The organism is Streptomyces sp. NBC_01320 (assembly GCF_035974375.1).
Classification (GTDB): domain Bacteria; phylum Actinomycetota; class Actinomycetes; order Streptomycetales; family Streptomycetaceae; genus Streptomyces; species Streptomyces yanii.
Map to the genome: position 1 here is coordinate 5,020,188 of NZ_CP108390.1, position 13,807 is coordinate 5,033,994.

General features: G+C 68.9%; 12 protein-coding genes. 8 read left to right on the forward strand and 4 right to left on the reverse strand.

Translation table 11 applies throughout. The features are described from left to right. The first annotated feature begins 1 nt into the window (after nt 1). Nucleotides 2-1,465, forward strand: coding sequence for a catalase (locus tag OG395_RS22595; protein WP_327244578.1), 1,464 nt, complete (start codon nt 2-4; stop codon nt 1,463-1,465). 90 nt (nt 1,466-1,555) lie between these two features. Here OG395_RS22595 and OG395_RS22600 read toward each other — a convergent pair whose 3' ends face one another. Beyond that, nucleotides 1,556-3,835 carry a transglycosylase domain-containing protein gene (locus tag OG395_RS22600; protein ID WP_327244579.1) on the reverse strand — a complete coding sequence of 760 codons (2,280 nt, stop codon included), beginning with the start codon at nt 3,833-3,835 and terminating at the stop codon, nt 1,556-1,558. Between the two features lie 223 nt (nt 3,836-4,058). On the opposite strand from OG395_RS22600, the gene OG395_RS22605 reads away from it, so the two are divergent. From OG395_RS22605 to OG395_RS22625, 5 genes are all read left to right on the forward strand, one after another. Then, on the forward strand, nt 4,059-5,003 hold the full coding sequence (locus tag OG395_RS22605; RefSeq protein WP_327244580.1) for an SPFH domain-containing protein: 945 nt from the start codon (nt 4,059-4,061) through the stop codon (nt 5,001-5,003). Beyond that, nucleotides 5,000-5,230 carry a hypothetical protein gene (locus tag OG395_RS22610; protein ID WP_327244581.1) on the forward strand — a complete coding sequence of 77 codons (231 nt, stop codon included), beginning with the start codon at nt 5,000-5,002 and terminating at the stop codon, nt 5,228-5,230. The genes OG395_RS22605 and OG395_RS22610 overlap by 4 nt, the downstream gene beginning before the upstream one ends. 126 nt (nt 5,231-5,356) lie before the next feature. After that, the gene (locus OG395_RS22615; RefSeq protein ID WP_327244582.1) at nt 5,357-5,881 is read left to right on the forward strand and encodes a PadR family transcriptional regulator; all 525 of its coding nucleotides are present in this window, start codon (nt 5,357-5,359) and stop codon (nt 5,879-5,881) included. Next, a complete protein-coding gene (locus tag OG395_RS22620) occupies nt 5,878-6,564 on the forward strand; it encodes an ABC transporter ATP-binding protein (protein WP_327244583.1) in 687 nt (228 codons plus the stop codon). The genes OG395_RS22615 and OG395_RS22620 overlap by 4 nt, the downstream gene beginning before the upstream one ends. Continuing rightward, on the forward strand, nt 6,561-8,966 hold the full coding sequence (locus OG395_RS22625) for an FtsX-like permease family protein (RefSeq protein WP_327244584.1): 2,406 nt from the start codon (nt 6,561-6,563) through the stop codon (nt 8,964-8,966). The genes OG395_RS22620 and OG395_RS22625 overlap by 4 nt, the downstream gene beginning before the upstream one ends. 247 nt (nt 8,967-9,213) lie before the next feature. Here OG395_RS22625 and OG395_RS22630 read toward each other — a convergent pair whose 3' ends face one another. Then, nucleotides 9,214-10,173 (reverse strand): hydrogen peroxide-inducible genes activator, encoded by a 960-nt coding sequence (locus OG395_RS22630; RefSeq protein ID WP_327244585.1) that lies wholly within the window; start codon nt 10,171-10,173, stop codon nt 9,214-9,216. Between the two features lie 131 nt (nt 10,174-10,304). Here OG395_RS22630 and OG395_RS22635 point away from each other — a divergent pair, with 131 nt between their 5' ends. Then, nucleotides 10,305-10,859, forward strand: coding sequence for a peroxiredoxin (locus tag OG395_RS22635; RefSeq protein ID WP_037688641.1), 555 nt, complete (start codon nt 10,305-10,307; stop codon nt 10,857-10,859). Between the two features lie 12 nt (nt 10,860-10,871). Continuing rightward, entirely contained in the window at nt 10,872-11,408 is a 537-nt protein-coding gene (locus OG395_RS22640; RefSeq protein WP_266982030.1) for an alkyl hydroperoxide reductase, read from the forward strand. Between the two features lie 68 nt (nt 11,409-11,476). Here the strand turns inward: OG395_RS22640 and OG395_RS22645 are convergent, their stop codons facing one another. Continuing rightward, a complete protein-coding gene (locus OG395_RS22645) occupies nt 11,477-12,901 on the reverse strand; it encodes an AI-2E family transporter (RefSeq protein ID WP_327244586.1) in 1,425 nt (474 codons plus the stop codon). A gap of 134 nt (nt 12,902-13,035) precedes the next feature. Continuing rightward, nucleotides 13,036-13,737: a lytic transglycosylase domain-containing protein gene (locus tag OG395_RS22650; protein ID WP_327244587.1), complete on the reverse strand. Its 702-nt coding sequence runs from the start codon at nt 13,735-13,737 to the stop codon at nt 13,036-13,038. Between the last annotated feature and the right edge of the window lie 70 nt (nt 13,738-13,807).

Sequence of the window (13,807 nt, forward strand, 5' to 3'; positions counted from 1 at the left end):
CGTGTCCGAGAAAACCAAGAACACTCCCTACACCACGAACAACGCCGGGATCCCGGTGGAGAGCGACGAACATTCGCTCACCGTCGGATCCGACGGGCCGATCCTGCTCCAGGACCACTACCTCATCGAGAAGATGGCCCAGTTCAACCGTGAACGGGTCCCCGAACGGGTGGTCCACGCCAAGGGCTCCGGGGCCTACGGCACCTTCGTCGTGACCAACGACGTCAGCCAGTTCACCAAGGCGGACCTCTTCCAACCGGGCAAGCAGACCGCCATGCTCGCCCGATTCTCCACGGTCGCCGGCGAACAGGGCTCCCCCGACACCTGGCGCGACCCCCGCGGCTTCGCGCTGAAGTTCTACACGGAGCACGGCAACTACGACATGGTCGGCAACAACACGCCGATCTTCTTCGTACGGGACCCGATGAAGTTCCAGGACTTCATCCGCTCGCAGAAGCGCCGCCCGGAGAGCGGGATCCGCGACCACGACATGCAGTGGGACTTCTGGACCCTCTCCCCCGAGTCCGCGCACATGGTGACGTGGCTGATGGGCGACCGGGGCATCCCGAAGACCTACCGCAACATGAACGGTTACAGCTCGCACGCCTATATGTGGGTGAACGCGGGTGGCGAGCGGTTCTGGATCAAGTACCACTTCAAGACCGACCAGGGCATCGACTTCTACACCCAGGCCGATGCCGACGAGATGGCCGGTATCGACGGCGATGTCCACCGCCGCGACCTGTTCGAGTCGATCAAGCGCGGCGATCACCCGAGCTGGACGCTGTACGTCCAGGTGATGCCGTTCGACGACGCACCGGACTACCGGTTCAACCCGTTCGACCTGACCAAGGTGTGGCCGCACGGCGACTACCCGCTGATCGAGGTCGGCCGGATGACGCTGAACGAGAACCCCGAGGACTTCTTCGTCCACATCGAGCAGGCGTCCTTCGAGCCGTCGAATCTGGTGCCCGGCATCGGCCCGTCGCCCGACAAGATGCTGCTCGGCCGGCTCTTCTCGTACCCCGACACCCACCGGTACCGGATCGGCCCGAACTACGCGCAGCTGCCTCCGAACCGGCCGCGCTTCGGCCGGAACTCGTACGCGAAGGACGGCCCGATGCGGTACGAGCCGACGCGCACGGGAGCGGTCTACGCACCGAACTCGTACGGCGGACCGGCCGCGGACACCGAGCGCTTCGGCGACCCGGCGGGCTGGGCCACGGCGGGCGAGATGGTCCACGAGGCGTACAAGCTGCACCGGGAGGACGACGACTGGGGCCAGGCGGGCACCATGGTCCGCAAGGTGCTCGACGACGCGGCGCGCGAGCGGCTCGTGTCGAACATTTCCGGCCATCTCCTGGATGGTGTGAGCCGCCCAGTCCTGGAACGGGCGCTGCAGTACTGGCGCAACGTGGACAAGGACCTCGGCGACCGGGTCGCCAAGGAGGTCAACGGCGGCTGACCGCGCACGCCGGACACACGGCGAAGGGTGCCACGGATACGCTCCGTGGCACCCTTCGCCGTATCAACCGGTGAGCTGTGCGTGACCGCGTCAGCCCTGCACTCCGCTGTTCTGCCTGCCGTCCCCCGGTTTCAGCGGGACTTGGGCGCTGTCCGTCGGGTCCGGGACGGTCGGCGGCCCGCTCGACGTGCCGCCCGAGGGCGTCGGGTCGGACGGCGCCGACGGGGGCGGACTGTCCGTCGGCGGCTCGGAGGACGGTGCCTCGCTGGACGGCTGGTCGGACGGGCTGGCCGATTCCGACGGCTGTCCGCTCGGGCTCGGCGAGGTCGAGGACGGCGGCGGCGTCACGGCCGCCCCCATGTCCGTGTCCAGGTCGAAGGCGCTTCTCCCGCCCATCACCTGGAACGTGTAGTCCGCCCAGATCTCGGCCGGGAAGCCACCGCCGTTGACGCGGCCGCCGCCCGCGGCGCCCTTCAGAGTGACCTGCGAACCCTTCCGGATCTGCTTGCCGTCGGCCCCCTTCTGGGACTCTGCGGCCTCACCGAAGAGACCGACCGAGGTGACGAGCTTCGGGGTGTAGCCGGTGAACCAGGCCGACTTGTTGTTGTCCGAGGTACCCGTCTTGCCGGCCACCTGCTGGCCTCCGCGGCCCGGGGCGTCGCGCACCGAGACCCGGGCCGTGCCGTCGTCGACCACGCCGGTCAGCACCGAGGTCACCGAGTCCGCGGCCTGGCGGCTGATCACCTGCTCGCCGATCGGGTCGGGCAGCGCGATCGGGGCGCCGCCCTGCCGGGAGGCGGACTTCACGATCGACGGGGTGACCTTCTTGCCGTGGTTGTCGAGCGTCGCGTAGATCCCGGCCATCTCCATGGGGCTCGCGCCCATCGAACCGAGGGTCTGCGCGGGCACGACCGGCAGGCCCTCGACGTCCATGCCGAGCTTGCCCGCGGTCTGCATCACCTTGTCCATGTGGACGTCCACGCCCATCTGCGCGAAGACGGAGTTGATGGACTTGTTCATCGCCGTCTGGACGGTGACCTGGCCATAGTTCGCGTTGTCCTCATTGGGCGGCGCGAAGGCGATGTCACTGCCCTCGACCGGGCGCCGGCTGTTGCCGTCATACCGGGTGTTGGCGGTGATCGGCTGCCCGTTCTGCGTCTGGGCCTTCTGGTCGAGCGCCGCGGCGAGGATGATCGGCTTGAAGGTGGAGGCGGGCTGGTAGTCGCGCCGGGTGGCGTTCGACGTCCAGTGCTCGGTCAGCCCGGTGCCGCCGTACAGGGCGACGACCGCGCCGGTCTTCGGGTTCACCGAGACCGCGCCGGCCTGCACGTCCTTGTCGACGCTGCGGCCCTTCGTGTCGAGCTTGCTGGTCAGCCTGGCCTTGACCGACTGCTCCAGCTGCTGCTGCTTCTTCTTGTCGATGGTGACCGTGATGGTCCAGCCGCCCGCGTCGAACTGCTCGTCGCTGAGGTGCTCCTGCTTCTGCACCACGGCCCGCGCCGCGTTGACGATGTAGCCCTTCTGGCCGGTGAGACCGTCCGCGGGCTTGGGGTCCTGCGGCAGCGGGAACTCCAGCCCCTGGCGCTTGCCGGCGTCCAGCCAGTGCTCCTCGACCATGTTGTTCAGTACGTAGTTCCAGCGCTCCTTGACCAGGCGCTTACCCACGGGCGAGGCGACGGCCCAGTCGTACTGGCTCGGCGCCTGGAGCAGCGCCGCGAGGTAGGCGCCCTCGGCGACGTCCAGGTCCCGGGCGTCCTTGCCGTAGTACGCCTGCGCGGCGGCCTGGATGCCGTAGGCGCCGCGGCCGTAGTAGCTGGTGTTGATGTACCCGGCGAGGATGTCGTTCTTGCTCTTCTTCTGGTCGACCTTGAGGGAGATCACCAGCTCCTTGAGCTTGCGGGTGACCGTCTGGTCCTGGTCCAGGTAGTAGTTCTTGACGTACTGCTGGGTGATGGTCGAGCCACCCTGCTTGCCCTTGCCGGACATCGTGTTGATCAGTCCGCGCGCGGTGCCCTTGAAGTCGACACCCTTGTCCGTGTAGAAGGACTTGTTCTCGGCGGCGACGAAGGTCCGCTGCACGTCCTTGGGGACCTCGGACAGCCCCACTATCTCCCGGTTGACCTTGCCGGTGCGGGCCAGGACGGTGCCGTCGGGGTACTTGTAGACGTTGCTCTGGAGCTTGGCCTGGGCGTTGCCCTCGGGCACGTCCACGATCATGTAGAGCACGAAGAACGCGCCCATGCCGAGCAGGCAGAACCCGAAGAACGTGCCCAGCAGTTTCTTCCAGGTGAAGAGTCTGCGTATGCCGCCGCTCTTCGTGGCCCGTCGCGCACCGCGCTGTTGGGCTCGTCGCGCATCCGCTCGACCCATCGCTGTGTTGCTCCCTGTTTCTCTGCTCGCCCGGATCCCCCTCGGCCCAGCCAGCTAACACTGTCGGCAGGGACAAAAAGCAAGAGATCCGGTCCTTTGTGGACGTGACAATCAGCACCCGTTCCTTAGGGAACCGACGAACGAGAGGTGCGCAAGGTTGCGAGAACAGTTAATCTGATATCAGATTGCTAGTACTCTTCCAGCAGACAAACAGGGGGATTCCATGACCGACCACCCCGCTTCGCACACCGACCCGCTCCCCGAGATGCCGGAACCCCAGGTCCGGGAGACCACGGCCCACTCCATTCCCGGCGGGCTCGGCCTTCTCCTGACCGTCCTCGGCGTCTTCCTCGGCGTCGGCCTGGCGATCATCGGCGGCGTCCTGGGCGCGAACGGGCACAACGGGGCGGGGATCCCGATCTTCATCCTCGGCCTGCTGCTCGTCATCGCCTCGTTCTTCTGCATGAGCGGCGTCAAGATGGTCGCGCCCGGCGAGGCCCGCGTCATCCAGCTCTTCGGCCGGTACGTCGGTACGATCCGCGCCGACGGACTGCGCTGGATCAACCCGCTCACCAGCAGCCGCAAGATCTCCACCCGGGTCCGCAACCACGAGACCGCGGTCCTGAAGGTCAACGACGCGTACGGCAACCCGATCGAGCTCGCCGCGATCGTCGTCTGGAAGGTCGAGGACACGGCTCAGGCACTCTTCGAGGTCGACGACTTCCTGGAGTTCGTCGCCACACAGACGGAGGCGGCGGTCCGGCACATCGCGATCGAGTACCCGTACGACGCCCACGACGAAGGCGGCCTTTCACTGCGTGGCAACGCGGAGGAGATCACCGAGAAGCTGGCCGTCGAACTCACGGCCCGGGTGCAGGCCGCCGGCGTACGGATCATCGAGTCCCGCTTCAGCCACCTCGCGTACGCCCCCGAGATCGCCTCCGCCATGCTTCAGCGACAGCAGGCAGGGGCCGTCGTCGCGGCCCGTCAGCAGATCGTCGAGGGCGCGGTCGGCATGGTCGAGATGGCGCTCACCCGGATCGCCGAGCAGGACATCGTGGAGCTGGACTCCGAACGCAAGGCGGCGATGGTCAGCAATCTGATGGTCGTGCTGTGCGGAGACCGGGCGGCGCAGCCGGTACTCAATACGGGCACCCTGTACCAGTGACAGGAGACAGGCCACCCGCCCGCAAGCAGGTGCTGCTGCGACTGGATCCGGCGGTGCATGACGCGGTGGCGCGGTGGGCGTCGGACGAGTTGCGCAGCGCGAATGCGCAGATCGAGTTCCTGCTGCGGAGGGCGCTGGCGGAGGCGGGCCGGCTGCCGCGCGCCGCCGGTCCCCTGCCGCGCCGCGGCCGCCCTCCACGACCACCGACCTCCGACGGGGACGAGTAGCGATCGCCGGAGGGACCGGGACACCCAGCCCGTCGGGTGATCGAGTCCTTGGGCGGGGAAGGGTCCACGGGTCGGTCCGAGGCCAGGTATACACCGCAGGTATACACGCCATGTACAGTGCTGGACATGTCTATCGGTCACACCCTGCTGGGACTCCTGGAGTCCGGCCCCCGCCACGGCTACGACCTCAAGCGCACGTTCGACGAGAAGTTCGGCCACGACCGCCCCTTGCACTACGGCCAGGTCTACTCGACCATGTCCCGGCTCCTCAAGAACGGCCTCGTCGAGGTCGACGGCATCGAGAGCGGCGGCGGCCCCGAGCGCAAGCGGTACGCCATCACCGAGGCCGGGATCACCGATGTCTCGGCCTGGCTCGCCCAGCCCGAGAAGCCCGAGCCGTATCTCCAGTCGACGCTCTACACCAAGGTCGTCCTGGCCCTGCTCACCGGCCGCAGCGCCGCCGATCTGCTGGACGCCCAGCGCTCCGAGCACCTGCGCCTGATGCGTATCCTCACCGACCGCAAGCGCAGGGGCGACCTGGCCGACCAGCTGATCTGCGACCATGCGCTGTTCCACCTCGAGGCCGACCTCCGCTGGCTGGAACTGACCGCCGCGCGACTCGGCCAGCTGGCGAAGGTGGTGAACCCATGACCCCCGCCGGTTCCCTGCTGACCGCTCACGACCTGCACAAGTCGTACGGTTCGACGTCGGCGCTCGACGGCGCCTCGTTCTCCATCCACCCCGGCGAGGTCGTCGCCGTGATGGGTCCGTCCGGCTCCGGCAAGTCGACCCTGCTGCACTGCCTCGCCGGGATCGTCACCCCCGACCGCGGCACGATCACCTACGCGGGCCGCGAGCTCTCCACGATGTCCGACGCCGAACGCAGCGCCCTGCGCCGCGCCGAGTTCGGCTTCGTCTTCCAGTTCGGCCAGCTCGTCCCGGAGCTGACCTGTGTGGAGAACGTCGCCCTGCCGCTCCGGCTCAGCGGCGCCCGGCGCAAGGACGCCGAGCGCACCGCCCTGACATGGATGGAGCGCCTGGAGGTCGACGACCTCGGCGCCAAACGCCCGGCCGAGGTCTCCGGCGGCCAGGGGCAGCGCGTGGCCGTGGCCCGCGCCCTCGCCTCCTCCCCCAAGGTGATCTTCGCGGACGAGCCGACCGGCGCCCTGGACTCCCTCAACGGTGAGCGGGTCATGGAGCTGCTCACCGATGCCGCCCGGTCCGCCAACGTCGCCGTGGTCCTGGTGACGCACGAGGCCCGCGTCGCCGCGTACTCCGACCGTGACGTCACGGTGCGCGACGGCCGGGCCCTCGATCTGGAGCACGCGGTATGACCCTGCTCGACCGCACGACGGACCCGGTCACCGAGCGGCCCCGGCCCAGCGAGCCCTCCCGGTTCGCCGCACTGCTGCGCGATCTCGGTCTCGGCATACGGTTCGCCTGCTCAGGGGGTCGCGAGGGCTGGACCCGCACCCTACTCACCGCCGTCGGCGTGGGTCTCGGTGTGGCGCTGCTGCTGGCCGCCGCCTCCGTACCGCATCTGATCGACCACCGCTCCGCGCGTGAGCAGGCCCGAACCGAGGCCGCGGGCCCGTCCCGATCCGCCGTCCCGAAGTCGGACACCACGGTCCTGCGGATCGACGCGGAGACCGAGTACCGCGGCCGCACCGTCACGGGTTTCCTGATGCGTCCGGACGGTACGCACCCGGTCACCCCGCCCGGAGTCGCACGCTTCCCGGGTCCGGACGAGATGGTCGTCTCACCTGCCCTGAAGGAGCTGCTCGGTTCCTCGGACGGCGGTCTGCTCAAGGAGCGGCTGCCGTACAGGATCACCGGCACGATCACCGACACCGGCCTGGTCGCCCCCGGCGAACTGCGTTTCTACGCGGGCAGCGACACTCTGACCCCCGCCCGTGGCGGTCACCGGCTGGCCGGCTACGGCGACCCCGGCCCCGCGGAGCCCCTGACACCCGTTCTCATCGTCCTGATCATCATGATCTGCGTCGTGCTGCTGGTGCCGGTCGCGATCTTCATCGCGACGGCCGTCCGCTTCGGCGGCGACCGCCGCGACCGCCGGCTCGCCGCACTGCGCCTGGTGGGTGCGGACATCCGGACGACCCGCCGGATCGCCGCCGGCGAGGCGTTCTTCGGTTCGGTGCTCGGTCTCCTCGCCGGCTTGGCGTTGTTCCTGGTGGGGCGTGAGTTCGTGGGCAGCGTCGAGGTGTGGGACGTCAGCGCGTTCCCGTCCGACCTGGTGCCCGAGCCCTGGCTGGCCGCGTTGATCGCCGTGGCGGTTCCGGTCTCGGCGGTGCTCGTCACCCTGACCGCCCTGCGTTCCGTGGTGATCGAGCCGCTCGGCGTCGTACGCAACAGCCGCAGCCGCAGGCGCCGACTCTGGTGGCGGCTGCTGGTGCCGGTCGCGGGACTGGTGGTACTCGGGGTGACCGGCAAGGTCTCCCCCGACGCCCCCGTCGATCCGTATCCGATCGCGGGCGGTGCCGTGCTGTTCCTGGTGGGGCTCGCACTGCTGCTGCCGTGGCTGGTCGAGGCATGCGTGAAGCGGCTGCGCGGCGGACCGGTCCCCTGGCAGCTCGCCACGCGCCGTCTGCAGTTGAACAGCGGGGCGGCGGCCCGCGCGGTCAGCGGCATCACGGTCGCGGTGGCGGGCGCGGTGGCCCTGCAGATGCTGTTCGCCGCGGTGGGCGACGAGTTCAACCGGGTGACGGGTCAGGACCCGGCGCGAGCCCAGTTCTTCACGTTCTCCGAGAACGTGAGCGGTGACGCCGCCACCCGGACCATCAAGGAGTTCCGGGCCACCAAGGGCGTGGAGGCGGTCATCGGCACGGTCGAGGTGTACGCGACCAAGCCAGGCACGTACACCGGCGACGAGATCCAGCCCACCACCTTGCTGACCATCGGCGACTGCGCGACTCTGCGCGAGCTCGCCCGGATCGGCTCCTGCAAGGAGGGCGGCGCGTTCGTCGTCCACCCGCGGAACGACAAGAAGATGAGCGACTGGGTGGACAAGGCCGCCCGCAAGGGCAAGGAGGTGGAGATCAGCTCGGACTCGGCCCAGCAGAACGGCAAGGAGGCGAAGCGCTGGACGCTGCCCGCCGACGCCCCGACGGTGGTCGACCGCCGCGACCCGATGGGCGAGGACCACTGGGGCATCATGGCGACCGTGGGTGCGATCGACCCGAGCAAGCTGCCGGGCGCGACGACCAGGGCGCAGATCCGGGTCGACGAGGGCGTCGAGGACGTCGCCGAGTACGTACGGAACACGGCGGCCCGGCTCGATCCCGGCATGCGGGTGGTCACCCTGAGGTCGGTCGCGCGCGACCGGCAGTACGCCAGCGTGCAGCGGGGACTTCAGGTCGGCGCGACCGCGACCCTGCTGCTGATCGCCGCGTCGATGCTGGTCTCCCAGCTGGAGCAGTTGCGGGAGCGGGGGCGCCTGCTGTCGGTCCTCGTCGCCTTCGGCACTCGGCGGACCACGCTCGGCTGGTCGGTGCTGTGGCAGACCGCCGTACCGGTGGTCGTCGGTCTGGTGGTGGCGGTCGCGGGCGGGCTCGGGCTCGGCGCGGTGATGATCCGGATGATCGCCAAGAAGGTCACCGACTGGTGGCTGTTCCTGCCGATGATCGGTGCGGGTGCGGGACTGATCCTGCTGGTCACTCTGGTCTCGCTGCCCGCCCTGTGGCGCCTGATGCGGCCGGACGGTCTCCGTACCGAGTGAGGGAGGCGGGGCGCGGTTCCTCCGGGAGGACGGACCACGCCCCGTGTTCCAGTGCCCCTCCCGGCAAGCTTTTGCCCCGTCGCACCGCCCGGCACGCCTTCCCCCGATGCCTTGAGGGCCAGGGGGACCCCCTTCCGCGTCGGTCAAAAACCCTGGTGGTTCCTTCCCCAAGCTCTCCACTCCGTTTTCGAGCAGGGGAGACCCCGTCCAAGGACGTCCGGCCGCCTTGCGATGCACCGGGCAGGACCTAGGCGTCCGTGGCCACCCGTACGGGCAACACCCGCATCGCCTCGCGCAGCGCGGCGGCGAACTCCTCGAACTCGCCCTGCCGGGCCGCCCCTGTCCGCATTCCCAGTGCCACCCGCCGCGAAGGAGCGGGGTCCGCGAAGTACCCCGTGGCCAGCGCGTCGTTGCGGGCGGTCTCGACGGTCACGGCGGTGCGCGGCAGCAGTGTCACCCCGAGTCCGCCCGCGACCAGCTGCACCAGCGTGGAGAGCCCGGCCGCGGTCGTGGTGACCGGCGCCCCCTCCGTACGGCCCGCCTCCCGGCAGATGTCGAGGGCCTGATCGCGCAGGCAGTGCCCCTCGTCGAGCAGCAGCAACGGCAGTTCGCGCAGCGCCTCGCGCGGGATGTCGGCGCGCCCGCCCAGCCAGTGGCTGCGCTCCATGACCAGCACGAAGTCCTCGTCGAAGAGCGGGAGTTCGGTCACCTGCGGTACCCCGAGCGGTACGGCGAGCAGCAGCAGGTCCAGCCGTCCGGCGGCCAGCCCCTCCAGCAGCGACGAGGTCTGCTCCTCGTGCACCTGGAGGTCGAGCTCCGGGTAGCGGTCGTGGACCAGCCGCAGCACGGCCGGCAGGAGATACGGGGCGACGGTCGGGATCACACCGAGTCTGAGCACTCCGGTGAACGGCGCCCGGACCGCCTCGGCCTCCTCCATCAGCTCAGCCACGGCCTCCAGCACCACCCGGGCCCGCACCGCAAGCCGTTCCCCGGCGGGCGAGAGCAGCACCTTGCGCGTCGTACGCTCGATGAGCTGGACACCGAGTGCCTCTTCCAGTGCGGACACGGCTCCGGAGAGCGCGGGCTGACTCATCCCGATCGCTGCCGCCGCGTCCCTGAAGTGCAGATGTTCGGCCACGGCCGTGAAGGCGCGCAGCTGCGACAGGCTGGGCTGTTTGGGGCGATTGCCCTGGTTACTCTGCGCCACTGATAGGCACCTCCGATCATCACGACCAAGTGTAGCTATTTCCGTGATCAATGCACTCTGTGCCATGGTGGACATCGTCCAACCCTCAGGAAGTCCCGCAAAAGGGAATTCCTACGCTACAAGGAGAGCGCGTGCTCACTGTCGGTGACAAGTTCCCCGAGTTCGACCTGACTGCTTGTGTTTCGCTGGAGAGCGGCAAGGAGTTCGAGCAGATCAACCACAAGACCTACGAGGGTCAGTGGAAGATCGTCTTCGCGTGGCCGAAGGACTTCACCTTCGTGTGCCCCACCGAGATCGCCGCCTTCGGCAAGCTGAACGACGAGTTCGCCGACCGTGACGCCCAGATCCTCGGCTTCTCCGGTGACTCCGAGTTCGTGCACCACGCCTGGCGCAAGGACCACCCGGACCTGACCGACCTGCCTTTCCCGATGATGGCCGACTCGAAGCACGAGCTCATGCGTGACCTCGGCATCGAGGGCGAGGACGGCTTCGCGCAGCGCGCCGTCTTCATCGTCGACCAGAACAACGAGATCCAGTTCACGATGGTGACCGCCGGTTCCGTGGGCCGTAACCCCAAGGAGGTCCTCCGGGTCCTCGACGCCCTGCAGACCGACGAGCTGTGCCCGTGCAACTGGACCAAGGGCGAGAACACCCTGGACCCGGTCGCGCTCCTCTCGGGCGAGTGAGCTGACACCGACATGGCACTCGACGAACTGAAGGCCGCTGTTCCGGACTTCGCCAAGGACCTGAAGCTGAACCTCGGTTCGGTCATCGGGAACAGCGAGCTCCCGCAGCAGCAGCTGTGGGGCACCGTCCTCGCCTGCGCGATCGCCTCGCGCTCGCCGAAGGTGCTGCGCGAGCTGGAGCCGGAAGCCAAGGCCAACCTCTCCGCCGAGGCGTACACCGCGGCGAAGTCGGCGGCCGCCATCATGGCGATGAACAACGTCTTCTACCGGACCCGGCACCTGCTGTCGGACCCCGAGTACGGGACGCTCCGTGCGGGTCTGCGGATGAACGTCATCGGCAAGCCGGGCGTGGAGAAGGTCGACTTCGAACTGTGGTCGCTCGCCGTCTCCGCGATCAACGGCTGCGGCCAGTGCCTGGACTCCCACGAACAGGTGCTGCGCAAGGCCGGCGTGGACCGTGAGACCATTCAGGAAGCCGTCAAGATCGCCTCGGTGATCCAGGCGGTCGGCGTCACCCTCGAAGCCGAGGCCGTGCTCGCCGAGCAGTAGCAGCAGGACCCCTGATACGAGAAGGGCCCCGAGGACGACCGACCGTCCACGGGGCCCTTCTTTCTGCCCTACTCCGTCTCCGGCTGCACCGCTTCCCCATAGGCGTCACCGTCGCCGCGTTCCTCGCGTGACGGTCCCGGCGCCCCGGTCGGCGCGACGCCGACCGCCGTGGCACCGCGCGGCTGCGGTGCGTGCCGCAGCGCCTCCTCCTGCCCGTACTTCCGCAGATAGCCGACCACCGTGTTGGTGACGGCGACCAGCGGCACCGCGACGACCGCACCGCCGATGCCCGCGATCATGCCGCCCGCGGCGACCGAGAGGACGACGGCGAGCGGGTGGACGCGTACCGCACGGCCGAGGATGAACGGCTGCAGCACATGGCCCTCGATCTGCTGCACGGCCAGCACCACGAGCAGCACCATCAGCGCGGTGAACACGCCCTCGGTGACCAGCGCGACGACCACCGCGAGCGCTCCGGAGATCACGGCGCCGACGAGCGGGATGAAGGCGAAGAGAAAGATGAAGACGGCGAGCGGCACCGCCATCGGCACATCGAGGAACCAGATGCCGAGCCCGATGAAGATCGCGTCGATCAGGGCGACCAGCACCGTGCCCCGCACATAGGCGGTCAACGTCAGCCAGGCACGCGGCCCGGCGCCCGCGACACCCGGCCGCGCCTGCGCGGGCACCAGCTTCAGCACCCAGTGCCAGATGCGCTTTCCGTCGTACAGCAGGAAGAGCGTCGAGAACATCGCCAGCAGCATCCCGGTGAGGACCTCCACCATCACGGTGACGCCCTGGAGCCCGGCGGAGGTTATCTCCTCGGTGTTGGTGCCGATGGTGTCGCTGAGATTCTTCGCGACATCGTTGATCTGCTGCTCGGTGACATGGAAGGGGCTGTCGAGCAGCCAGCGCTTCAACTCGTCGATACCGTCCCGCACCTTGTCGGAGAGGGTGTCGAGGTTGTCCATGACCTGCCAGACCACGAACCAGCCGACCAGGCCCATGATGACGAAGCCCAGGATCGCGGTGACGGCGGTGGCGAGACCCCGCGGAAGTCCGTACCTCCGCAGCCGGGAGACGGTCGGCTGCAGCATCGCGGTGACGAGCAGCGCGGCGACGAACGCCAGCACCACCAGCTGTACGGCGCTGATGACCTTCATCAGCACCCAGAGCGTGCCCGCGAGGACGAGCAGCCGCCAGCCGGCCTCGGCCGCGACGCGCATCCCCCAGGGGATCGCCGCGACCGGATCGGGGCGGGCGGCGACTGCGGGTGCGTAGGCGGGCGGCGCCGGGACCCGGCCGGGGTCGGTGGACCGGTCTTCGGCGGTGGACACCGCGGCGACGATCGCGACCGGGACCACGGCCTGCGCGTCCCTGCCCCCCTCGAGGTCCCCCTCGGCCTCCGCTGCGGCGCGACGTTCCTCCAGGCGATCGCCCAGCTCGGTCAGTTCGACGCCCAGCCGCCCGAGCCACCCTGGCAGTTTCGACATAAGTGTTCCTCTACCCCCGAGTTCTCTCCCCACCACTCCCCCCGGAGTCGTCCGGACGACGGTACACGCGCGAAGCCCCCCACCGTAGGACGGTGAGGGGCTTCGCAAGGTTGAGACCGGAACCTCGGAAGGTTCTAGTACCAGCTGTTCGCCTGCCAGAAGGACCAGGCGCCGCACGGGGAGCCGTAACGGCCGTCCATGTAGCTGAGGCCCCACTTGATCTGGGTGGCCGGGTTGGTCTGCCAGTCGGCACCGGCGGACGCCATCTTGGAACCGGGGAGCGCCTGGACGAGCCCGTACGCACCGGAGGACGCGTTGGTCGCCCGGTAGTTCCAGCTCGACTCGTGGTTCACGATGTTGCTGAAGCACTGGTACTGGTCGCCGGGGATCATCTGGCGAGCCATCGCCTGGACTTCGGCCACGGTGTACGAGCTCTGCGTGGCGAAGGCGGAGGCGGAACGCACCGCGGACCGGCTGGCGCGCTCGGCGTCTTCCTTGGCCTGACGCTCCTTCTCCAGCTTGTCCTCGGCCGCCTGCTTCTTCGACTCGGCGTCCTTGGCGGCCTGGATGCGGGCCGATTCTTCCGCGGACTTCTTCGCTGCCGCGTCGGCTGCGGACGCCTGGGCGTCCGCCTGCTGCGTCAGCGAGGCGGTCTGCACCTGGGCCTGCTGGCCCGCAGGGATGTCGGCGAGAAGCGTCGTGTCGGCTGCGGTCGCCTCGAAGTTGTTGTCGTCGGCAGCAGGAGTGCTGCCCGATGCAACGCCTACGACGGCGCCGACGGTGGTGACCGCAGTGGCAGATGCCACGGCGAACCCCCGGACCGAGATCCGGCTCACACGGTGTCCTTCCAGCATCGCCCGCTTAGGTGACCTCGCGGACGCAATCGTGCCCCTGACGCTGGCCTCC

What these genes read in the sequence shown, in the direction of transcription:
- OG395_RS22605 (WP_327244580.1), top strand. Translation starts at nt 4,059, where the DNA reads ATGACCGACCACCCCGCTTCGCACACCGACCCGCTCCCCGAGATGCCG.
- OG395_RS22620 (WP_327244583.1), top strand. Translation starts at nt 5,878, where the DNA reads ATGACCCCCGCCGGTTCCCTGCTGACCGCTCACGACCTGCACAAGTCG.
- OG395_RS22615 (WP_327244582.1), top strand. Translation starts at nt 5,357, where the DNA reads ATGTCTATCGGTCACACCCTGCTGGGACTCCTGGAGTCCGGCCCCCGC.
- OG395_RS22625 (WP_327244584.1), top strand. Translation starts at nt 6,561, where the DNA reads ATGACCCTGCTCGACCGCACGACGGACCCGGTCACCGAGCGGCCCCGG.
- OG395_RS22645 (WP_327244586.1), bottom strand. Translation starts at nt 12,901, where the DNA reads ATGTCGAAACTGCCAGGGTGGCTCGGGCGGCTGGGCGTCGAACTGACC.
- OG395_RS22600 (WP_327244579.1), bottom strand. Translation starts at nt 3,835, where the DNA reads ATGGGTCGAGCGGATGCGCGACGAGCCCAACAGCGCGGTGCGCGACGG.
- OG395_RS22640 (WP_266982030.1), top strand. Translation starts at nt 10,872, where the DNA reads ATGGCACTCGACGAACTGAAGGCCGCTGTTCCGGACTTCGCCAAGGAC.